At 71.6% G+C, this 21,437-nt stretch carries 23 protein-coding genes and 1 tRNA gene; 14 read left to right on the plus strand and 10 right to left on the minus strand.

Annotation, left to right across the window (positions count from 1 at the left end; all coding sequences use genetic code 11):
• Positions 1–29 precede the first annotated feature (29 nt).
• Positions 30–1,601 (minus strand): helicase HerA-like domain-containing protein, encoded by a 1,572-nt coding sequence (locus OG904_RS13785; protein WP_405490717.1) that lies wholly within the window; start codon positions 1,599–1,601, stop codon positions 30–32.
• Positions 1,602–1,689: 88 nt separating this feature from the next.
• Here OG904_RS13785 and OG904_RS13790 point away from each other — a divergent pair, with 88 nt between their 5' ends.
• Together OG904_RS13790 and OG904_RS13795 are read left to right on the plus strand one after the other, a co-directional pair.
• On the plus strand, positions 1,690–1,986 hold the full coding sequence (locus tag OG904_RS13790; RefSeq protein ID WP_112446725.1) for a type II toxin-antitoxin system VapB family antitoxin: 297 nt from the start codon (positions 1,690–1,692) through the stop codon (positions 1,984–1,986).
• A 178-nt stretch (positions 1,987–2,164) separates the two neighbouring features.
• On the plus strand, positions 2,165–2,791 hold the full coding sequence (locus OG904_RS13795; protein ID WP_405497995.1) for a LytR C-terminal domain-containing protein: 627 nt from the start codon (positions 2,165–2,167) through the stop codon (positions 2,789–2,791).
• Positions 2,792–2,854: 63 nt separating this feature from the next.
• On the opposite strand, the gene upp is transcribed toward OG904_RS13795, so the two are convergent.
• Complete coding sequence (upp, locus tag OG904_RS13800) at positions 2,855–3,490, minus strand: uracil phosphoribosyltransferase (protein WP_243341834.1); 636 nt, start codon at positions 3,488–3,490, stop codon at positions 2,855–2,857.
• Between the two features lie 201 nt (positions 3,491–3,691).
• Here upp and OG904_RS13805 point away from each other — a divergent pair, with 201 nt between their 5' ends.
• From OG904_RS13805 to OG904_RS13850, 10 genes are all read left to right on the plus strand, one after another.
• A complete protein-coding gene (locus OG904_RS13805; protein ID WP_405490719.1) occupies positions 3,692–4,630 on the plus strand; it encodes a universal stress protein in 939 nt (312 codons plus the stop codon).
• 200 nt (positions 4,631–4,830) lie between these two features.
• On the plus strand, positions 4,831–5,004 hold the full coding sequence (locus OG904_RS13810; RefSeq protein WP_405490721.1) for a hypothetical protein: 174 nt from the start codon (positions 4,831–4,833) through the stop codon (positions 5,002–5,004).
• Positions 5,005–5,256: 252 nt separating this feature from the next.
• On the plus strand, positions 5,257–5,820 hold the full coding sequence (locus tag OG904_RS13815) for a hypothetical protein (RefSeq protein ID WP_405490723.1): 564 nt from the start codon (positions 5,257–5,259) through the stop codon (positions 5,818–5,820).
• Between the two features lie 113 nt (positions 5,821–5,933).
• Positions 5,934–6,362: a tRNA adenosine(34) deaminase TadA gene (tadA, locus tag OG904_RS13820; protein ID WP_405497997.1), complete on the plus strand. Its 429-nt coding sequence runs from the start codon at positions 5,934–5,936 to the stop codon at positions 6,360–6,362.
• Positions 6,363–6,442: 80 nt separating this feature from the next.
• A tRNA-Ser gene (locus OG904_RS13825) sits at positions 6,443–6,529 on the plus strand.
• A 167-nt stretch (positions 6,530–6,696) separates the two neighbouring features.
• Entirely contained in the window at positions 6,697–6,987 is a 291-nt protein-coding gene (locus OG904_RS13830) for a hypothetical protein (RefSeq protein WP_405490725.1), read from the plus strand.
• A 391-nt stretch (positions 6,988–7,378) separates the two neighbouring features.
• A complete protein-coding gene (locus tag OG904_RS13835; protein ID WP_214954785.1) occupies positions 7,379–7,540 on the plus strand; it encodes a hypothetical protein in 162 nt (53 codons plus the stop codon).
• A gap of 216 nt (positions 7,541–7,756) precedes the next feature.
• A complete protein-coding gene (locus tag OG904_RS13840) occupies positions 7,757–8,815 on the plus strand; it encodes an RNA polymerase sigma factor SigF (protein ID WP_405490727.1) in 1,059 nt (352 codons plus the stop codon).
• Between the two features lie 246 nt (positions 8,816–9,061).
• Positions 9,062–9,916, plus strand: a complete 855-nt coding sequence (locus tag OG904_RS13845) for an RNA polymerase sigma factor SigF (RefSeq protein WP_328299637.1) — start codon at positions 9,062–9,064, stop codon at positions 9,914–9,916.
• Between the two features lie 84 nt (positions 9,917–10,000).
• On the plus strand, positions 10,001–10,771 hold the full coding sequence (locus tag OG904_RS13850; RefSeq protein WP_405490729.1) for a hypothetical protein: 771 nt from the start codon (positions 10,001–10,003) through the stop codon (positions 10,769–10,771).
• A gap of 6 nt (positions 10,772–10,777) precedes the next feature.
• On the opposite strand, the gene OG904_RS13855 is transcribed toward OG904_RS13850, so the two are convergent.
• On the minus strand, positions 10,778–11,017 hold the full coding sequence (locus tag OG904_RS13855; RefSeq protein ID WP_405490731.1) for a hypothetical protein: 240 nt from the start codon (positions 11,015–11,017) through the stop codon (positions 10,778–10,780).
• Between the two features lie 120 nt (positions 11,018–11,137).
• Here OG904_RS13855 and OG904_RS13860 point away from each other — a divergent pair, with 120 nt between their 5' ends.
• Positions 11,138–11,578 carry a MarR family winged helix-turn-helix transcriptional regulator gene (locus OG904_RS13860; RefSeq protein WP_405490733.1) on the plus strand — a complete coding sequence of 147 codons (441 nt, stop codon included), beginning with the start codon at positions 11,138–11,140 and terminating at the stop codon, positions 11,576–11,578.
• A 16-nt stretch (positions 11,579–11,594) separates the two neighbouring features.
• On the plus strand, positions 11,595–13,250 hold the full coding sequence (locus OG904_RS13865) for an MDR family MFS transporter (RefSeq protein ID WP_405490735.1): 1,656 nt from the start codon (positions 11,595–11,597) through the stop codon (positions 13,248–13,250).
• A 21-nt stretch (positions 13,251–13,271) separates the two neighbouring features.
• Here the strand turns inward: OG904_RS13865 and OG904_RS13870 are convergent, their stop codons facing one another.
• From OG904_RS13870 to OG904_RS13900, 7 genes are all read right to left on the minus strand, one after another.
• Entirely contained in the window at positions 13,272–13,910 is a 639-nt protein-coding gene (locus tag OG904_RS13870; RefSeq protein ID WP_405490737.1) for a TetR/AcrR family transcriptional regulator, read from the minus strand.
• A 91-nt stretch (positions 13,911–14,001) separates the two neighbouring features.
• A complete protein-coding gene (locus OG904_RS13875; RefSeq protein WP_405490739.1) occupies positions 14,002–16,227 on the minus strand; it encodes an ArnT family glycosyltransferase in 2,226 nt (741 codons plus the stop codon).
• Complete coding sequence (locus OG904_RS13880) at positions 16,224–17,492, minus strand: glycosyltransferase (RefSeq protein ID WP_405490741.1); 1,269 nt, start codon at positions 17,490–17,492, stop codon at positions 16,224–16,226. The genes OG904_RS13875 and OG904_RS13880 overlap by 4 nt, the downstream gene beginning before the upstream one ends.
• Positions 17,493–17,517: 25 nt before the next feature.
• A complete protein-coding gene (locus tag OG904_RS13885) occupies positions 17,518–19,104 on the minus strand; it encodes a sensor histidine kinase (protein ID WP_405497999.1) in 1,587 nt (528 codons plus the stop codon).
• 203 nt (positions 19,105–19,307) lie between these two features.
• Entirely contained in the window at positions 19,308–20,075 is a 768-nt protein-coding gene (locus OG904_RS13890; RefSeq protein WP_405490743.1) for a response regulator transcription factor, read from the minus strand.
• 90 nt (positions 20,076–20,165) lie between these two features.
• Entirely contained in the window at positions 20,166–21,062 is an 897-nt protein-coding gene (locus OG904_RS13895; RefSeq protein ID WP_405498001.1) for an amidohydrolase family protein, read from the minus strand.
• Positions 21,028–21,369: an antibiotic biosynthesis monooxygenase family protein gene (locus OG904_RS13900; RefSeq protein WP_405490745.1), complete on the minus strand. Its 342-nt coding sequence runs from the start codon at positions 21,367–21,369 to the stop codon at positions 21,028–21,030. Before OG904_RS13900 ends, OG904_RS13895 begins: the two co-directional genes overlap by 35 nt.
• Between the last annotated feature and the right edge of the window lie 68 nt (positions 21,370–21,437).

Raw genomic sequence — 21,437 nt, forward strand, 5'->3', positions numbered from 1 at the left:
GTCCCGCGCTCCTTCGGCCCCGCGCTCCCTCAGCGGCGCCGCCGGGCCGTGCCGAAGATGGACCGGGAGATCTCGCGGCCCAGCTGCGTACCGATCGACCTGGCCAGGGAGCGGAAGAGTCCGCTGCCCACCACCTGCTCCGCCAGCGAGGGATCCGGCTTCGGCGCCGCCTTCGCCGCGGCCTTCGCCTGCTTCTCGGCCTCCGCCGCGGCCGCCGCCGCCTCCGCTTCGGCCTCCGCCGCCGCCTGCTCGGCGCTGATCTTCTCGTACGCCGACTCGCGGTCGATCGGCTCCGCGTACCGCGAGTAGAGCAGCGAGGACTTCACCGCCCGGTCGAGCTCGGCCGCGTCGACCGGTCCCATCAGCGACTGCGGAGCCCGCAGCCGGGTCGCCGCCACCGGCGTCGGCGCACCGTTCTCGCTGAGCACCGTGATCACCGCCTCACCCGTGCCCAGCTGGGTCAGCAGCTCCTCCAGGTCGTACGCGGAGTTCGGGAAGGTCTTCACCGTCGCCTTCAGCGCCTTCGCGTCGTCCGGGGTGAAGGCGCGCAGCGCGTGCTGCACCCGGTTGCCCAGCTGCGCCAGCACGTCGGCCGGTACGTCCTTGGGGGTCTGGGTGACGAAGAAGACGCCGATGCCCTTGGAGCGGATCAGCCGGACCGTCTGCGTGATGGCTTCGAGGAAGGCCTTCGAGGCCCCGTTGAACAGCAGGTGCGCCTCGTCGAAGAAGAAGACCAGTTTGGGCTTCTCCAGATCGCCGACTTCCGGCAGATCGCCGTACAGGTCCGCCAGCAGCCACATCAGGAAGGTGGAGAAGAGCTGCGGTTTGTCCTGCACCGCCGGGAGCTCCAGTACGGACACCAGTCCGCGCCCGTCCGCCGCGGTCCGGAGGAATTCGCTGGTGTCGAATTCGGGCTCGCCGAAGAATTCGGCGGCGCCCTGCTGTTCGAAGGCGGTGAGCGCCCGCAGGATCACGCCGGCGGTCACCGTGGACAGTCCGCCGATGCCCTTGAGCTCGGGCTTCCCCTTGTCGGAGACGAGGAACGCGACGACGGCCCGCAGGTCCTTGAGGTCGATCAGTTCCAGACCCTTGGTATCGGCGTAGTGGAAGATCAGCCCCAGGGACTGCTCCTGCGTCTGGTTCAGCTGGAGCACCTTGGACATCAGGACGGGACCGAAACTCGTCACGGTGGACCGGAGCGGGATCCCGGGTCCGATGCCGCCCAGCGAATAGAACTCGCTGGGAAATCCGGTGGCCTCCCATTCCTGGGCCACGTCCTTGGCCCGTTCCGCGATCTTCTCGTTCGGGGTGCCGGGTGCGGAGATGCCCGAGACGTCGCCCTTGATGTCCGCGAGGAAGACCGGGACGCCGTTGGCCGACAGCTGCTCGGCGATGAGCTGCAGCGTCTTGGTCTTGCCGGTGCCGGTGGCTCCGGCGACCAGTCCGTGCCGGTTGAGCATCGACAGCGGGATGCGGATCTGGCGGTCCGGCAGGCAGGTCCCGTCCCAGAGCAGGGCCCCCAGGTCGAGCGCGGGTCCGGTGAAGGCGTACCCGGCGGCGATCTGGCCGGCCGGGGACGCGGGGTCGGTACTCTCGCTCATTTATCACTCCCGAAATAGCGCTATTCGCCACCTTTGCACCGTCATCGCAAGGCTGCGCCCGCAGGCACCGGCCCGGTAGGCTTTCCGTGTGATCTTCAAGCGCATCGGAAACAGGCGGCCGTACCCCGACCACGGCAGGGAAACCACCCGGCAGTGGGCGGATGTCGCCCCGCGCCCGGTTCGACTCGACCAGCTTGTGACGACCAAGGGCCAGCTCGACCTCGAAACGCTGCTCGCCGAGGACTCGACCTTCTACGGCGACCTCTTCGCCCACGTCGTGAAGTGGCAGGGCGACCTCTACCTGGAGGACGGTCTGCACCGCGCCGTCCGCGCCGCGCTCCAGCAGCGCCAGGTCCTGCACGCGCGCGTCCTCGAACTGGGCTGATCCGCCCGGCACGGCACTGCCGCGGGGTCCGCACGAGCCCTGAGCGGTCGGTTCGGGGTGCCGGTTGCGTCCCGGTTGCGCCTTTCGGGTCACCCTTGCCCTATCAACAGATGATTCAGTGGGCATCCGCGACGGACGGCATTACGCTGCGCACATGAGCATGCTCACTCCCCCTGGCATGGGCGGAAAGTACCGCGTGACGGGAGCGGCTTTCCCCCGCATGTCCCGACCGCGACGCCGCCGCCGGATCGTCCTTCTCGTGCTCGGAGCGATCCTCGGACTCGCCCTGGTCGGTTACGGGGCGCTCCAGCTCATCGACGTCTTCGACGACGACGGGGACAAACCCAAATCCGCCGCAGCGGCCAAGGACTGCCCCACTCCCGCCCCCAAGGCGGGCAGTGCCGCGGCACCCTCCGCGGCGACGCAGGCCGCGCTCCCGCCGCCCGGTGAGATCACGGTCAACGTCTACAACGCGACCCCGCGCTCTGGCCTCGCCAAGGCGGTCGGCGACGAGCTCAAGAAGCGCGGGTACACCGTCGGCAAGGTCGGCAACGCCCCCGCCGACTTCGACAAGAAGGTCCCGGGTGCCGGGATACTGGTCGGCTCGCCGCAGACGGACAAGGCCGCCTTCTCCGTACTGGGCACCAGCCTGGCCGGCGCCACCCAGCAGACCGACACCCGGACGACCGCGGACATCGACCTGATCCTGGGCGACGCCTTCAAGGAGCTCACTCCGCAGGCCGACGCGGACAAGGCGCTGGCCGTCCTGGCCAACCCCCAGCCCGCGCCCGCTTCCAAGTGCTGAACCCGTAAGGGGCTACTCGGTACTCGGTACTCGGTACTCGGTTCTTCGCTACCGGGTGCTCGGTTACTCGGCCGAGCCGTACATGCGGTCGCCCGCGTCGCCCAGCCCCGGCACGATGTAGCCGTGCTCGTTGAGCCGCTCGTCCACCGCGGCCGTCACCACCGTCACCGGCGTGCCCGCCAGCTCGCGCTCCATGACCTCGACGCCCTCGGGCGCGGCCAGCAGCACCACGGCGGTCACGTCGTCCGCGCCGCGCTTGATGAGCTCCTTGATCGCCGCCACGAGCGTGCCGCCGGTGGCGAGCATCGGGTCCACCACGTAGACCTGGCGGCCCGAGAGGTCCTCCGGCATGCGCGTGGCGTACGTGGAGGCCTCCAGGGTCTCCTCGTTGCGGACCATGCCGAGGAAGCCCACCTCGGCGGTCGGGAGCAGCCGCACCATGCCGTCGAGCATGCCGAGACCGGCGCGCAGGATCGGCACGACCAGCGGGCGCGGGTAGGAGAGCTTCACACCGGTGGTCGGGCCGACCGGGGTGACGATGTCGGCCTGCTCGGTGCGCACGTCCCGGGTGGCCTCGTAGGCGAGCAGGGTCACCAGCTCGTCGGCGAGGCGCCGGAAGGTGGGGGAGTCGGTGCGCTTGTCGCGCAGCGTGGTGAGTTTGTGCGCCACCAAGGGGTGATCCACGACCTGCAAACGCACAACATCCTCCAAGACTCAGCTGACTCAGCTGCCGGGCTCCGCCTACGGTCGGCGACGCCGCTACCTGCGAAAATGGTCGCAAACACGCGACCCACACCCAAAAGGCTACGCGCTGTGCCCACCCCTTCGCTCCCGAAGCGGCGGCCGGGCCCGGAAAGCCCAGGAGATGCGACCCGCCCGGACCCCCAGCACGCTGGGGTGATGACCAACGCAATGGTGATCGCTGCCGTCGACGGATCCGAACACAGCCTCAAGGCCCTGGAGTGGGCAAGGGCCGCAGCGGTGCGCCACGGCACGGGGCTCGTCGTCGCCCACGTGCTGTCCGACAGTGCCCAGCTGTACGCTGCACGCCGTTCGTCCTTGCAGGACGGCACCGAGCCGGAGCACTTCGAGGACCCCGTCAGCGACCGCATACGGGCCCTGCTGGCCACCGCGGGCCCGCTGCCCTCCGAAGTCCGCTACGAGTCCATGGAGGGCTCGGTCCCGGAGGCGCTGCGGGAGGCCGGCGAGGGGGCCCGGATGCTGGTGATGGGATCCCGGGGCCGCGGCGGCTTCGCCGCGCTGCTGCTCGGGTCGAACAGCCGTGCCGTGGCCACCAGCGCGGCGTGCCCGGTGGTCGTGGTCGCGCACGAGGCGCGCGGCGTGGAGGCGGCCTCCCAGCCCTCGGCGGGCCGGGTGGTGCTCGGACTGCACGCCGCGGAGACGCCCGACAACGTGCTGGAGTTCGCGTTCACCGAGGCCCTCGCACGGGCGACGACCCTCCAGGTGGTCTCGGCGTACAGCGTGCCGCCGGTGCCGACGCTGGTGATCGACAGCCCGTTCGCGGTGATCCCGCCGGAGGCGCTGGTGGGGGAGGACGAGGACGCGGTGCCGGCCGAGCGGGAGATGCTGCGCTCCCAGACGGAGCGGCTCGCACCGTTCCGCGCCAGGTACCCCGGGGTGCCCGTCGAGCAGGCCGCGGTGCCCGGGGACGCGGCCGGCCGTCTGGTCGACACCTCGAACTCGGCGGCCCTGGTCGTGGTCGGCCGCCACCACCCGCGCCGGCACATCCGGTCCCTGATGATCGGCTCGGTCGCGAACGCCGTGCTGCAGCACGCGCACGGCCCGGTGGCGGTCGTCCCGACCCTGCTGGAGTCGTAGTCGTAGTCGTAGTCGCGGTCGCAGTCGCAGTCACAGTCGCGGCAGTGCGGATTATGAGGATTGTAAGGATTCTCGATGTATGTCGGAATCTGACTGAATTCACACAGAGTCGTGTCGGAGGCTGGCATCAAACGGCCGGTCCGAGGGAAGGTGGGTTTCGGGGGGACGGACCGTACCGGACCAGCCAGGGGCGGTGACCCATGCCCGATGACGACCACGAACCACTGGAGACGACCGCGCAGCGAAGAGCACGCCGCGCGCAGTTCCTCCGCGACCTGAACGAGGCCCGGGAACTGCGCGACCGTGTCCAGCCCAGACGTGCCCGCGCCGCCCGGATGCGCCAGCAGATGCGCATGCGCACCTTCCGCTGGTGAGCCGTCCCGGGACCCCGCGATGAGCCGTCCGAAGGCCCCGCCTCGCCCCCGCGCAGCCCCCGGCACGAGCCCCCGTACAACACGCGCGGCCAGCGCCACGGCGCGGAAGACCTCTCGCATCGGCTCCGTTTCTGCCACGATGCCGATTGGGAGGGGTGAGAAACGGCGAGCACGACGGCCGTTCCGGGCCCCGCCCACCTCCGGCCGGGGGGAACTCCAACCGGCACGCCTATGACCAGTGGGAGAGTCACGGTGTATTTCGCCGCACTGCTCGCGCGCACCGAAGACGGGTGGGAAGCGAGCGACATGGAACTCGACGACGTCGAGTCTCTGAGTGATCTGATCGATCTCGCCCGCTCCGCCGCTGTCGACGACGACACGGTGGTAGCCCTCATCGAACAGGAGGACACCTGGTTCGGGGTCGTCCGCGTGGACGGCGAGGAGGACCCGCGCTACTACGTGTCCAACGCCTCCGCCGCCTCTCGCAGCTCGTACGGCTCGATGCTGACCGACGAGCTGCTCGGCAAGGACGAGGAGGACGACGAACTCGACGAGCTGGACCTCGACGGCACCGAGGACGGCGAGGACGAGGCCATCGCCTCTTACTCGGACGACGAAGACACCGAGGAGGACGAAGACACGGACGAAGGTGTCCGCGCCGGTGCCGAACCGGCCCCCTCCGGCCCGCTCGGCGACCCCCGGCTGCTCGACGACCTCGGGGTGAGCCACAAACAACTGATGACCCTGGACGGGGACGCGCTCTCGGAGATCGCCGACTCGCTCGGCGCCACCGAGGTGCTGGAGGCCGTCCGCTAGTGGTCCCCGCGCACCACCACACCACGCACCACACCTCGCACGATCCGACGCACGACACCACGCACGACACCTCGTACGCACCCGATCCCGTACGGGACCCGTGGCGGGACTCCATGCGCCTGGCGCTCCAGGAGGCCGCCCGGGCGGTGCCGGCCGGCGACGTGCCGGTCGGCGCCGTCGTGCTCGGCCCGGACGGGGCGATCCTCGCCACCGGGCACAACGAGCGCGAGGCCACCGGCGACCCCACGGCGCACGCCGAGGTACTGGCGCTGCGCCGGGCGGCCGCCGCGCTCGGGGAATGGCGGCTTCCGGGGTGCACCCTCGTGGTGACACTGGAGCCGTGCGTCATGTGCGCGGGCGCGCTCGTGCAGTCACGGGTGGCCCGGGTCGTCTACGGGGCGTCCGACGAGAAGGCCGGCGCGGCCGGATCGCTGTGGGACCTCGTACGGGACCGCAGGCTCAACCACCGGCCCGAAGTGATCCGGGGCGTGCTCGCGGGGGAGTGCGCCCGGCAGCTGACGGACTTCTTCCGCGAGCTCTGACGACCCGGCCCGAGCCCCGCCCTCCCCGTCCGTGGGCATGGATTTCAGAGCACGGGTCACCTTGGGCTAAGCTCTCTCTCGGTAGCGTGTCCGAGCGGCCGAAGGAGCACGCCTCGAAAGCGTGTGATGGTGCAAGCTATCCGTGGGTTCAAATCCCACCGCTACCGCTCTGATCGAGAGCCCCGCCCCGCAAGGGTCGGGGCTCTCGTCGTTTTCGGTCCGGCCTTCGGGTCCGGTCCGGGACTCTGGACCGGGACTCCGGTTTCCGGCATCCGTCTTCCGGCTTCCGGGGGACACCCGCGTGACCGCCCGCCCTTTCGGCCGTTGTCACGGCATGACCAAGACCCAGCGCATCCTCGCCGCCTTCGCCCTCGCGGGGGCCGCCGCGGGCCTCGCGGCACCCGCCGCCTCCGCCGCCCCGATCTCCCCGCTCACCCTCCCGGACCTGCCGTCGGCGGCCCCGGGCATGCCGCAGGGGGCCACTCCGTCCTCGGTGCAGGAGATCGGCGGGCAGGTCAGCGGCGGGCTGAACCAGCTCAACCAGCTGATGGAGCTGCCGAACCAGCTGGCGCCCGTGATCGCCCCGGTCCAGCCGATCGCCGACCTGGCCGGCGGCCTGGAGTAGCCAGGAGCGGGCACCGGCCCGGGCACCGTCCGGCGGAAAACGCGAAGAAGGCCCCGACCGGAGTCGGGACCTTCGACGGTTGGGACGGGGGAAGTGGCATCGGGGGGACAAGCCACTTCCCCCGATGAGGACGGAACCTGCCAGTCCAAGCCGCAGTCAGGGGGGAAGCTTGCGGCTCGGACCCCGCAGTGAGGTCCTGTCCCTCGCTCACCGATTTCCTGCCAGAACCGGTGGGCTCGTGTTCAATCCTGCGCCTTCCCGGGCCGCCACCACACCGGCAAAGGGCCTGGACCACCGGGTCATTGGTCCTTAAAGGAAAGGTGAGTGTTCGAACACGACCGGCTAGACTCACCCGACCTTGCAGGACCGGTTGGGGAGGCCGACAGCGCACGTGGAAACCAAGAAGCTGATCTCGGGCGCCCTCGTCGTCTTCGTCCTCTTCGTCATCATCACTCAGCCCAAAAAAGCCGCCGATATGGTGCAAATAGGCTTCCAAGGGATCTCGGATGCCGCAACGGCGATCGGTGAGTTCATGACCGAACTGGTGCGCTGAACCCGTACGCTGAAGCGGTTTCCGGACTTCCCGGCCCCCCACTCCGACGGGTGGGGGGCCTTTTGCGTTCCCGCACACGGGGCATAATGCCCCGATATGCCCAACTTGCCCTCAACACGGCGATATACGGTGCTTGCACACAGTGCACATGTCTTGTGATGCTATGACCGCTTTTGACGGATAGTTGATGACGTGACGTGAAGGGGTGGCGTGACCGTGCCGGCCAGTACTGCGCCTGAGGTACCACCCCAGCAGGACCCGCAGCAGGAGCACCCGCGGGACCCCCACCGGGACCCGCACCGAGACCTGCACCGAGACCCGCTCCGGGACCCGCAGCAAGCCCTCCTCCAGACCCCGCAGCAGGCCGCACAGCCGGCCTCCCAGCAGACCCCTCAGCACCCACCGCAGCACCCACCGCAGCACCCACCGCAGCAGACCCCGCAGCCGGAGTCCCACGTACCGCCCCAGCAGGAGGCCCCGGAAGAGCTCCCGGCCCCCCCGAGACCGCCGAGCCGGGGGGCCGACACCCGGGCCCTCACCCAGGTCCTGTTCGGGCAGCTGAAGGACCTCCAGCCGGGCACCAGCGAGCACACCCGGGTCCGCAGCGCCCTCATCGAGGCCAACATCCCGCTCGTCCGGTACGCGGCCGCCCGCTTCCGCAGCCGCAACGAGCCGATGGAGGACGTGATCCAGGTCGGCACGATCGGGCTGATCAACGCGATCGACCGGTTCGACCCCGAGCGCGGGGTGCAGTTCCCGACCTTCGCGATGCCGACGGTGGTGGGCGAGATCAAGCGGTACTTCCGCGACAACGTCCGCACCGTCCACGTACCGCGCCGCCTCCACGAGCTCTGGGTCCAGGTCAACGCCGCCACCGAGGACCTCACCACCCTCCACGGCCGCACCCCGACCACCCCCGAGATCGCCGAACGGCTGCGCATCGGCGAGGACGAGGTCCTCTCCTGCATCGAGGCCGGCCGCAGCTACCACGCGACCTCCCTGGAGGCCGCCCAGGAGGGCGACGGACTCCCCGGGCTGCTCGACCGCCTCGGCTACGAGGACCCCGAGCTGGCCGGGGTCGAGCACCGCGACCTGGTCCGCCACCTCCTCGTACAACTGCCCGAGCGCGAACAGCGGATCCTCCTCCTGCGGTACTACAACAATCTGACCCAGTCGCAGATCAGCGCCGAGCTCGGCGTCTCCCAGATGCACGTCTCCCGGCTCCTGGCACGCAGCTTCGCCCGGCTGAGATCCGCAAACAGGATCGAGGCTTAGCCGGATCGAGTGGAGATCAATCTCCGCGTTTCCTGACAGAACGGCAGTTTTCCGCCCTAGAGCAGGCCTATCGTGTTCTGTCGCTGGAGATACATGTCGACATGGCGCTACAGCGTGTTGCCGACATGTGACATTCTGCTGGAACCGCGTTTGCCGCAGCCCCGCCTCCGGTATTCAGGTGGAGGCTGCGTTCCTCCGACGGGCGCGCAGATGAAGCGCGACCGTCCGCGACCTCAAGGGGGTGGCATGTCCGTAGACCAGGGCAGCTCACAGGTGCTCACGCTCGTCAAGCAGCGTGAGGTGCCGGCAGTGTCCCACCGCTCGGAAGCCATCGACACCCGGATCGACACCCGCACCCTCTCCCGCTCCCTCTTCCACCGGCTCGCCGGCCTCGACGCGGACAGTCCCGAGCGGACGTACGTACGCGACACCCTGATCGAGCTGAACCTCCCCCTCGTGCGCTACGCCGCGGCCCGCTTCCGCAGCCGCAACGAGCCGATGGAGGACATCGTCCAGGTCGGCACGATCGGTCTGATCAAGGCCATCGACCGCTTCGACTGCGAACGCGGCGTGGAGTTCCCGACCTTCGCGATGCCGACGGTCGTCGGTGAGATCAAACGGTTCTTCCGGGACACCTCCTGGTCCGTGCGCGTCCCGCGCCGGCTCCAGGAGCTTCGTCTGGCCCTCACCAAGGCCAGCGACGAGCTCGCCCAGAAGCTCGACCGCTCCCCGACCGTGCCGGAGCTCGCCGCCGTGCTCGGCGTCTCGGAGGAGGACGTCGTCGACGGCCTCGCCGTGGGCAACGCGTACACCGCCTCCTCGCTCGACTCGCCCTCCCCCGAGGACGAGGGCGGCGAGGGCTCCCTCGCGGACCGGCTCGGGTACGAGGACACCGCGCTGGAGGGCGTCGAGTACCGCGAGTCGCTCAAGCCGCTGCTGGCCAAACTCCCTCCCCGGGAACGGCAGATCATCATGCTGCGGTTCTTCGCGAACATGACGCAGTCGCAGATCGGCGAGGAGGTCGGCATCTCCCAGATGCACGTCTCCCGGCTGCTCACCCGCACGCTCGCACAGCTCCGGGTCGGCCTGATCGGCGAGTAGCCTCCGCGCCCGCCCGGCGCGGAGCCCTGCGGCAATCCTCCGCACCGGCTTCCCAATTGACGGTGCGTCAGGAAAACTGCCGGGATGCGAAAGGCATCCCAGTCAGCCGCCCTCCTCGCCCTGTGCGCCACGGCTGCCGCCGCCGCCCTGACCGGCTGCGGCGGCCCGGCGCGCGAGGGTTACGTGGCCCTGGGCGCGGCCGCCCCGGGCCCGGAGCGGGGCGCCGGCGACAACGTCGCGCCGAAGGGCGGAGTCGAGTTCCAGCCGCTCCCGCAGGCCGCGGGCGGCTCCTCCGCGTCCGCGGAGTCCCCGGTGTCCGCCGGGTCCGCAGGCCCCTCGACCGGTACGCCGCCCGGCGCCCCGGGATCCCAGCCCCCCGGCGGCTCCGCCCCGGGCGGAGCCGGTGCCACCCCGCCCCAGGGCTCCGGCAGCGGACCGGGCACCGCACCCGGTGCGACGCCCCCCACCGGCCCGGGCACGGGCTCCGGGACCCCGGCGAGCCCGCCCGCGAAGCCGGGCACCACCCTGCCCGCGCCGTCTCCGGCCACGGCGGCGAAGCTGAGCATCGGCGCGCCCACCCGTACCGCCGCGGCGGAGCGCTGGTGCGAGCTGGTCACGGTGGCGTTCACCAACACCGGGGGCACCCCGGCCCGTTCGGGCACGGTCAGCTTCGCGACGCACATCATCGGGGCCCTCGGCGTCGACTGGGCCACCATCACCTCGGCCCAGCCGCTGCCGGCCCCGATCGCGGGCAGCACGACGAAGACGCAGACCTACCGGGTCTGCGTCGATTCCTGGCGTGTCCCCCTGGGCATGCGCGTGGAGACCAGGAAGGTCACGGCCACCTGGAGCTGACGCGCGTCAGAGCGCGAGCCAGGCCACCACGGCGATCAGGACGACCGCGGCGAGGCCGACGCCGACCCACAGGCCCGCGCCCGGTCCGGACTTGCGCGCGGCGCGGTTCTGCATCCGGGAGCCCGGGACGGCGGGAGCCGGTACCGGCTCGTCGACGAACGCCCGGAACATCTGGGTGCTGCCCGCGGGATCGTAGTCACCCTCGGGGGCCGGTGAGTTGTGGTTCGAGTCGTGATTCGCAGCCATGCGCAGGACCCTAGCGGGTTTTCCCATTCCTTTACCGCCCCACCCCCCGATTCATTTGCCTGTAACAACCATCTGCTTCTATGGTTGCCCGAAGCAACGACATTCGAGGGGAGGCCACCGGTGACCGCACCGCCCGCGCCCACCGCGCCCACCGCGCGCTACGCGGAGCTGGCCCGCCAGCTCACCGGCATCGGCGCCGTCAAACGCGACCTCGCACGCATCCTGCCCCCCGACTGCCCGCCCGGCTCGGCCGCCGTCCTCACGGTGCTCGACCGCCACGGAGAGATGCGGCTCAGCCGTCTCTCCGAGCTCATGGCCGTCGACATCTCCGTGACCAGCCGGCACGTCGCGCACACCGCCGACCGCGGCTGGATCACCCGCGACACCGACCCCGGCGACGCCCGCTGCCGGATCCTGCGCCTGACCCCGGCGGGCCGCACGCTCCTCACCGAGCTCGGCGCCCGCCACAGCGGCGCGCTGGAGAAGGCCCTCGCCGACTGGTCCGACGCGGACATCGACCACCTCAACACCCTGCTGGCCCGACTCCGATCGAGCTTCTAGCAACAGAAGGAAACACATGGCTACGACCACACCCACCGGTGTGCGGGGAGACGGCCGGTCGGAGACCGGGTCCGCCAGCGCGCCCATGACCCACGCACAGATCATGAAGGCGCTCTCCGGGCTGATGCTCGGCATGTTCGTGGCGATCCTGTCCTCCACGATCGTCTCCAACGCCCTGCCCCAGATCATCAGCGACCTCGGCGGCACGCAGTCCTCGTACACCTGGGTGGTGACGGCGGCCCTGCTCTCGATGACGGCGGCGACCCCGCTGTGGGGCAAGCTGTCCGACCTCTTCAGCAAGAAGCTGCTGGTCCAGATATCCCTGGTGATCTACGTCCTCGGTTCGATGGTCGCGGGCATGTCCCAGAACACCGGGATGCTCATCGCCTGCCGCGTGGTCCAGGGCATCGGCGTCGGCGGCCTCTCCGCCCTCGCGCAGATCGTGATGGCCGCGATGATCTCCCCGCGCGAGCGCGGCCGTTACAGCGGCTACCTCGGCGCCGTCTTCGCCGTAGCCACCGTCGGCGGCCCGCTGCTCGGTGGGGTCATCACCGACACCAGCTGGCTCGGCTGGCGCTGGTGCTTCTACGTCGGCGTCCCGTTCGCCGTCATCGCCCTGATCGTGCTCCAGCGCACCCTGCACCTGCCCGTCGTCCGCCGCGACGTCAAGGTCGACTGGCTCGGCGCCTTCCTGATCAGCGGCGCCGTCTCGCTCCTGCTGATCTGGGTGACCCAGGCCGGCAGCTCCTACGAGTGGATCTCCTGGCAGACCTGGGCGATGACCGGCGGGGCACTCGCCCTCGGCCTGCTCTTCGTCCTCGTCGAGTCGAGGGCGAGCGACCCGATCATCCCGCTGCGCCTCTTCCGCAACAAGACCATCAGCCTGGCCTCGGGCGCCTCGCTCTTCGTCGGCATCGCGATGTTCTCGGGCACGGTCTTTTTCAGCCAGTTCTTCCAGTTGGCCCGTGGCGAGTCCCCCACGATGTCCGGAATCCTCACGATTCCGATGATCGGCGGACTCTTCGTCTCCTCCACGGTTTCCGGTCAGGTGATCACCAAGACCGGCAAGTGGAAGGCCTGGCTCGTCTCCGGCGGCGTGCTCCTGACCTCCGGCCTCGGCCTGCTGGGCACCCTGCGCTACGACACCGCGTACTGGCACATCGCGATCTTCATGGCGCTGACCGGCCTGGGTCTCGGCATGATGATGCAGAACCTCGTCCTCGCCGCCCAGAACCAGGTGGCCCCCGAGGACCTGGGCGCCGCCAGCTCCGTCGTCACCTTCTTCCGCTCCCTCGGCGGCGCGATGGGCGTCTCCGCCCTCGGCGCGGTCATGGCCAACCGTGTGACCCACTACGTCCAGGACGGACTGGCCGCCCTCGGCCCGAAGGCCGCGGCCATGGGCCACGGCGGCACCGGCGGAGGCGGGATCCCCGACCTCGACAAGTTGCCCGCGCCGTTCCGCGCGGTCATCGAGTCGGCGTACGGGCACGGCGTCGGCGACGTCTTCCTCTACGCCGCCCCCACCGCGCTGCTCGCCCTGGTGCTGGTGGTGTTCATCAAGGAGGTCGCCCTGAGGTCGAAGCCGGCCGCACATGACCCGGCAGCCTCCTCGACGGCCCCGGCCGCCGCTCCCGCCGCGGCTCCGGCTCCGGCCGCCGCTCCGGCGGAGTAGCGGACGGTCCGGTCTCCGGTCCTACGGGGCTGCGGGCGCGGTGCGCCCGGCGGGAGCGGCGTGGGCCTCGATCCCGGCGATCAGGACGTCGAGCGCGAGGCAGAACTCCCCGTCGGGCGGCCGCCGGACCGAGCCGCCACAGCCGTGCAGGAACTGCGAGACGGCGAGATGGGCTCCGGTCCGGGCGGCGTCCGTCAGGCCGGTGGTGTCCAGCAGCCGGTGCAGGGCCGCGTCGAAGGCCCGCGCGTGCGGGCCGATGTTGGGATACGCGGCGGTCAGCGGGGCCACCCATGGGTGCTCCACGATCAGCCGGCGGTAGCCGCGGGCCAACGACCGGAGCCGGCCGGGCCAGCCCTCCGGGGGCGGCCCGGCCGGCTCTTCCAACTCGCCCAGGACACTGTCCAGGGCGAGTTCGAGCAGATCGTGCTTGGTGTCCACGTACCAGTACAGGGACATCGCGGTGACCCCGAGCCCGGCGGCCAGCCTGCGCATGGAGAACCGCGCCAGTCCCTCGGCGTCCAGCAGCCGCACCGCCGCCACCGTGATCCGGTCCCGGTCGAGGCCGGAGGGAGCCTCGCTGCGCCGCCTGGCGGGTGCGGCGGGCCGTGCGGCCAGCCAGACGCTGGTCCGGTCCTTGCCGGGATCGGCCGAGCTGGCCATGGAGGCATCCTCCTCACGAGAGCAGGACCAGCCCGTTATGCCCGGTCCGCCCCCTTGATGCTAGGGGGTGGGCTCGGGGTTTCGGTGGGTTTCAGGACGTCACGGACGCCTGGGACGTCGGCGCCGTGAGGTCGTAGAAGGTGGCTCCGCCGATCGTGGACTCCGTGAACGTGGCCTTGACCCAGCTCTCGATCGCGCTGCTCGTGCCGCCTCCGGGGCCGCCACCGCCCCGGGCCGCGGTACCGGTCTCCCCGTCCGCGCCGCCGGTGCCCGCGCTGCTCTGGCCGATGAAGTAGTGGATCTTCCCGGCCTTCACGTACGCCTTGAACTGCTCCAGCGTGGGTGACGGGTCGCTGCCGTTGAAGCCCCCGATCGGCATCACCGGCTGCTGCGAAGCCAGCTGGTAACTGGCCGCGTTCTGCGAGCCGATGGCCGCCGCCGCCCATGTGTACCGGTCCGCGTCGGCGCGCAGGGCGGCCGTGGCTTCGGCGCTGGTCTTCGTGCCGCCGAGCAGACCGCCCATGCCGCCGCCCATGCCACCGCCCATGCCGCCGGGGCGCCCGGTCCGGCCGCCGTCGGCGCGCTGGCCGCCTTGGCCGCCTTGGCCGCCTTGGCCGCCCTGACCGCCCGGGGCCTGGCCGCCCGGGGCCTGGCCGCCCGGGGCGCCTGCGCCCTGGGGCATGCCCTGCGGTGCGCCGCCGCCACCCGGCATCCCGCCCCCGCCGGGCATCTCGAAGCCGCGCATCCCGCCGCCGGGGCCGCCCCGGCCGCCCGCGACCGCGGGACCCGCCGTGATGATCGAACCCGAGTGGGCGGTGGTGACCGTGGTCAGGGAGTACGCGAGCGGCCCGGCCAGGGCCGCCATCAGGCCGGCTGCCGCCACACCGAGTGCGGCGCGGCGGCCCAGCCGCGCGGCGAACGGCAGCAGCAGCGCCGTGCCGAGTCCGACGGCGAGCACCAGCCAGCGCAACCACGGCACGTACTCCGCAGCGCGGCCGAGCAGCACGAAGGCCCAGTACGACGTGAGAGCGAGGGTCCCGGCCAGGGTGAGGGACGCGGCCCGGCTGCCGCGCTCCTCCCAGAGGACGGCAATGCCCATGCCGACGAGGGCGGCGACATAGGGCGCCAGGGCGACGGTGTAGTACTCGTGGAAGATGCCCTGCATGTAGCTGAAGACCAGACCGGTGATCAGCAGCGACCCGCCCCAGGCGAGGAACGCCGCACGGGCCGTGCTCTCCAGCGCGTCGGTGGCCCGGGGGGCCCGCCAGGTCACCACCAGGCCCGCGACGAGCAGGATCAGGGCGGCCGGCAGCAGCCAGGCGATCTGACCGCCGATGTTGGACGCGAAGAGCCGGTCGATGCCGGTCTCCCCCCAGCTCATCCCGCCGCCGCCACCGCCGCCACCGGCGCCGCCCATGCCTTCGACGGCCGCGCGGCCGCCTCCGCCCACGCTGCCGGTCTCCTCGCCGTTGATCCGGCCGAGGCCGTTGTAGCCGAGGGTCAGTTCCAGGAAGGAGTTGGTCTGCGAGCCCCCGATGTACGGGCGGGAGGCGGCGGGCCACAGCTCGACGATCGCCACCCACCAGCCGGCGGACGCCACCATGGCCAGCGCCGAGAGCAGCAGCTGCCCCAGACGCCTGCGCAGCCCGGTCGGCGCGCAGACCGCGTACAGCAGGGCCAGCGGCGGCAGGATGACGAACGCCTGCAGGGTCTTGGTCAGGAAGGCGAAGCCGACCGCGACACCGGCCCAGACGAGCCACTTGGTGCGCGCCCCTTCGAGGGCCCGCAGCACGCAGTACACGGTCGCGGTCATCAGCAGGGTCAGCAGCGCGTCGGGGTTGTTGAAGCGGAACATCAGCGCGGCGACGGGAGTGAGCGCGAAGACGGCCCCGCTGATCAGGGCGGCCACCGGACCGAAGTGGCGGCGTACGGAGGCGTAGAGGACCGCGGCGGTGGCGACGCCCATGAGCGCCTGGGGCACGAGGATCTGCCAGGCACCCAGCCCGAAGAGCCGGACGGACAGCATCATCGGCCACAGGGCCGCAGGGGGCTTGTCGACGGTGATGGAGTTCCCGGCGTCGGAGGAGCCGAAGAAGAAGGCCTTCCAGCTCTCGCTGCCCGCCTGGACGGCCGCGGAGTAGAAGGAGTTGGCGTAGCCGGAGGCGCCCAGGTCCCACAGCAGCAGGGCGGCGGTGGCGAGCAGCAGGACGGCGAAGGCCGGGCGTTCCCAGCGCGGCCGCACGGTCTGCGCCCCGGCCACCGCGGGGTGCGGAGAGGACGGGACGGGCGGATGGAGCGGTAGTGCTGCCGTGGTCATCGGGGATCGTCCTTCGCGGGAGTGGTGCGCCGTTCGGGGAAGACCCAGGCGCGGAAGAGCAGGAACCGCAGCACGGTGGCGGCGAGGTTGGCGGTGACCAGGACGGCCAGTTCGGTGCTGTGCCCCGGCCGGGCGTTCGCGGCCCCGAGGGCGGCGAGCGATCCGCTGGTCAGGGCCAGACCGATGGCGAACACCACGAGCCCCTGCGCCTGGTGGCGCACCGCGCGGACCGGGCCCCGGACGCCGAAGGTGAGCCGGCGGTTGGCGGCGGTGTTGGCGACGGCGGAGAACAGCAGCGCGGCGGCATTGGCGAGCTGGGGTCCGGCGGAGCTCCGGGCGGCGGAGTAGAGGAGCAGGTAGAGGAGGGTGGACAGGACCCCGACCACGCAGAAGCCCAGCAGCTGGCGGGCCAGGCCCTGCGGCACCCCGGGCAGGACGGTGCGATCGCGCGGGTCGTCCCCGAAGGGGCGGGCGAGCCGGTCCAGCGGAAGCGCGCCGACGGCCAGCGCCCGGCCCACCCGCCAGACCCCCTTGATGTCCTCGGCGGCGGTGCGGGCGATGTGGACCGTGGAGTCGGGGTCGTCGACCCAGTCCACCGGCACCTCGTGGATCCGCAGGCCGGCCCGCTCGGCGAGGACCAGCAGTTCGGTGTCGAAGAACCAGCCGGAGTCCTCCACGAGCGGCAGCAGCCGGGTCGCGACCTCGCGGCGGATGGCCTTGAAACCGCACTGGGCGTCGCTGAAACGGGCGGACAGCGAGGAGCGCAGGAGCAGGTTGTAGGCGCGGGAGATGAACTCCCGCTTCGCTCCCCGGACCACCCGCGAGGAGCGGGCGAGGCGGGTGCCGATGGCGAGGTCGGAATGACCGGAGATCAGCGGGGCGACCAGCGGCAGCAGGGCGTTGAGGTCGGTGGAGAGGTCCACGTCCATGTACGCGAGGACGGGCGCGTCCGAGTCGCCCCAGACGGTGCGCAGGGCCCGGCCGCGGCCCTTCTGCTCCAGCCGGGTGCTGCGCACCCCGTCGATGGATCCGGCGAGGGCGGCCGCGACCTCGGGTGTGCGGTCGGTGCTCGCGTTGTCGGCGATGGTGATGCGGAAGGGGTACGGGAAGGTCCGGGTGAGGTGCTCGTGCAGCCTGCGCACGCAGGGGCCGAGGTCCGTCTCCTCGTTGAAGACCGGAATCACCACGTCGAGGACGGGTTCACCCGGTACGGGCGCGAGGGGCGCCCGTACCGGGAGCGCTCCGGGAGAGGTGTCGGTTGGCATGCACCGACTCTCCCGGGCCGGGCTGTCACCGCTGTGTGGTGACCCTGTGGCCCGTCTGTGAGTCGGGCTGCGCGGTGGCGGCTGCGGTGGCGGCTGCGGTGGCCGTGGCAGTGTCGCCTGCCGTGTCGGCTGCGGTGTCGGCTGCCGTGTCGGCGAGGGGGAGCAGGACCTCGAAGGAGGTGTGGCCGGGGGTGCTGCTCACGCCGACGCGGCCGCCGTGGGCCGAGACCACGGCCTGGACGATGGCCAGGCCGAGGCCCGTGGAGCCGGCGGACCGGGAGCGGGAGGCGTCGCCTCGGGCGAAGCGCTCGAAGACGTGGGGCAGCAGCTCGGGCGGGATGCCCGGGCCGTCGTCCTCGATCCGGAGCCGGATGGCGGATGTTTCACGTGAAACACGCGCCGTGACGGTGGTGCCGGGCGGGGTGTGGGTGCGGGCGTTGGCCAGCAGGTTGACCAGCACCTGCTGGATCCGGGCCGGGTCGGCGTGGACGGGCGCGGGCTCGTCGGGGAGTTCCAGGCGCCAGTGGTGGTCGTGGCCGGCGGCCCTGGCGTCACTGACGGCGTCCACGACCAGCGGGGCCAGGTCGGTGTCGCAGCTGGACAGCGGGCGGCCCGCGTCGAGCCGGGCCAGCAGCAGCAGGTCCTCCACCAGACCCGTCATCCGGGTGGCTTCGGATTCGATCCGGCCCAGCGCGTGCCGGGTGTCGGGGCCCGGCTCCTCCCGGCCCCGGCGGGTCAGTTCGGCGTAGCCGCGGATCGAGGCCAGCGGGGTGCGCAGCTCATGGCTCGCGTCGGCGACGAACTGCCGGACCCGGGTCTCGCTCTGCTGGCGTGCGGTCAGGGCGGAGGAGACGTGCCCCAGCATCCGGTTGATGGCGGCGCCGACCTGCCCGACCTCGGTACGCGGATCGGCCTCGGCGTCGGGGACCCGCTCGTGGAGGTCGGGTTCGCCGCTGTGCAGCGGCAGTTCGGAGACGCGGGTGGCGGTGGCGGCGACCCGGCTCAGCGGGCGCAGGGCCACGCCGACCAGGGCCTGTCCGGCGAGGGAGGCCGCGATCAGTCCGGCGAGGGTCACGAAGACCTCCACCGCGATGAGGGTGTGCACCGTGGAGTCGACCTCGGTGAGCGGGAAGCCGAGGACGATGCTCCCGTCGGGCGCGGTCAGCACCCGGTAGCTCCCGAGACGGGGCAGGTACAGCTCGACCGGACTGCCGGGACGGCCGTCGGCGGCCTTGCGGGCGGCCCCGGCGAGGGCGGCGGCCTGGTCCTCGGTGAGGGGCGTGTGGCCTCCGGGGCCGGACCCGCCGACGGCGGCGCTGCGTTCGCTGCGGACGCTGTCGAGGACCTTCCCCGAGGCGTCGAGGCGGACCCCGGCGGACCCCAGCGGGGAGCCGGGAGACAGGACGACGCCGAGGTAGTTCTCCCGGCCGGGCTTGCCCGCGCCCGGACGGCTCGCCATCTCGACGACGACCCGCAGCTGTTCGTCGACCTTGTCGACGAGGTACGAGCGCAGCGCGAGGGTGGTGACGGTGCTGATGGCCGCGCCCACGACGGCGATGAGGGCCACCGCCGAGACGACGAGCCGGGTCCGCAGCGACCAGGGCCGACGGATCCGGCGGGGGCGCCGGGGACCGGCCGGGCGCCCGGGGCGGCCGGGCCGGCGGGGACGCCGGGAGGCCGCGGGCCCTCGTACACCCGGATCAGCGGCCTCGTCCGCACGCCGTACGGCATGGCGGGACCGCTGGGTCGGCCCGGACGATCGGGCGGGCTGGGACGACCGGAGCGACCGGAGCGACCGGGACGAGCCGAGCACCACTAGTCGGCCGGCTTGATCAGGTAGCCGGCGCCCCGACGGGTGTGGATCATCGGCGGGAGACCGGTACCGCCCTCCAGCTTCCGCCGCAGGTAGGAGATGTACAGCTCGACGACGTTGGCCTGGCCGCCGAAGTCGTAGGACCACACGCGGTCCAGGATCTGGGCCTTGCTCAGAACCCGGCGCGGGTTGCGCATCAGGTAGCGCAGCAGCTCGAACTCGGTCGCGGTGAGGTGGACCTCCTGCCCGCCCCGGACCACCTCGTGGCTGTCCTCGTCGAGCCGCAGGTCGCCGACCTCCAGCACCGAGCCGCCGCGCGCGGCCTGCGCCGCACCGGAGCGCCGGACCAGGCCGCGCAGCCGGGCCACGACCTCCTCCAGGCTGAAGGGCTTGGTGACGTAGTCGTCGCCGCCCGCCGTCAGCCCCGCGATGCGGTCCTCGACCGAGTCCTTCGCGGTCAGGAACAGCACCGGGACCTGCGGGAGCTCCCGGCGCAGGCGGCCGAGGACGGCCAGCCCGTCCATGTCGGGCAGCATGATGTCGAGCAGGACCACGTCCGGCCGGAACTCCCGTGCCGCGCGGACCGCGCCCGCCCCGTCGCCCGCGCTGCGGACCTCGCAGCCTTCGTAGCGCAGGGCCATGGAGAGCAGCTCGGAGAGGGCGGCCTCGTCGTCCACGACGAGGACCCGGCACGGGCCGCCGTCGGGACGGACGAGAGCCGTGGGGTTGCTGGTGGACGTGGACGCGTGGGAGGTGGTCGTCGCAGTCATGCGTACACGCTGGCCGCCGCCCGTGAGAGCGATCTTGCCTGAACCTGTGAATTGCCTGAGAAACCCCACCCGCGGAAGGCGTCCCTCCCCTCAGCCCAGGTGGAACAGCCGGGCTCCGTTGTCGTGGCAGACGGCGCGCAGCCAGGCGTCACCGAGGCCGAGCCGTTCGAGGGCCTCGAGCTGGTGCTCGTATGGGTAGGGGATGTTCGGGAAATCGGTGCCCAGCAGGATCCGGTCCCCGAGGGCGGCGAGCCGGCCCCGGTCCCCGGGAGGGAAGGCGCTGAGCCGCTCGGAGAAGTCGGTGAAGGCCATGGTGGTGTCGAGGTGGACCTCGCTGTGGCGGTCGGCGAGGTCGAGGAAGTCGGCGTACTCGGGCATCCCCATGTGCGCGACGATCAGCGGCAGCCGGGGGTGGCGGGCCAGCAGCCGGGCGATCGGCTCGGGTCCGGTGTGCTTGCCCGGGACGGGGCCCGAACCGCAGTGGACGACCGTCGGGATCCCGGCCTCCGCGAGCAGCCCCCAGACCGGGTCGAGCCGGTCGTCGTTGGGGTCGTACCCACCCACCTGGAGGTGTGCCTTGAAGACTCGGGCCCCCGATTCGACGGCCTGGCGGACGTACCGCGTCACTCCGTCCTCCGGGAAGAAGGTCGCGGTGTGCAGGCAGTCGGGGGTGCGGGCGGCGAACTCCGCGGACCAGGAGTTGAGCCAGGCGGCCATGTCTGGCTTGTGCGGGTAGAGCATGGACGTGAAGGCCCGGACCCCGAATTCCCGCAGCAGCGCCACCCGCTGCTCCTCCTCGTGCCGGTAGGTGATGGGCCACTCGACGCCGGTCAGCGGGCCGAACGCGTCGAAGTAGTCCCACACCTTGTCCAGGACCCGCTCGGGCATGAAGTGGGTGTGTACGTCGACCAGCCCGGGCACCCCGGTCCGTTCCCGGAAGGCGCGGACGGCCTCAGCCGTCGTCGCGGACAAAGCCGTGGCTCCGATCGACCGTCGCGACGTGCAGCGTGTAGCTCTCGTACCAGTCGGTGCGGCCCCGCTTCATGGCCGCCTGGTGCTCCATGTCCTTGCGCCACAGGGCCATGGACTCGTGGTCGCGGAAGTAGGCCACGGTGATGCCGAGTCCACCGGGGGTGCGCGCGGACTCGTAGCCGAGGAAGCCCGGGTTGGCACCGACGAGCTCGCTCATCCGCTCGAGGGTCTCGGGGTATCCCTCGTCCTCGGCGGTCCGGACACTGGTGAAAACGCTGATCACATACGGCGGTTCGAACGCCCGCACCGGCTGAATGGTCATGCCCACCACCCTCTGTGGCCCGGCCCTGGCATGTCCACCAGAATTGGGCGCGGGCGGCCAAAGGGATC

The sequence above is a fragment of the Streptomyces sp. NBC_00096 genome (assembly GCF_045041305.1).
In the GTDB taxonomy this organism is placed as follows: Bacteria; Actinomycetota; Actinomycetes; order Streptomycetales; family Streptomycetaceae; genus Streptomyces.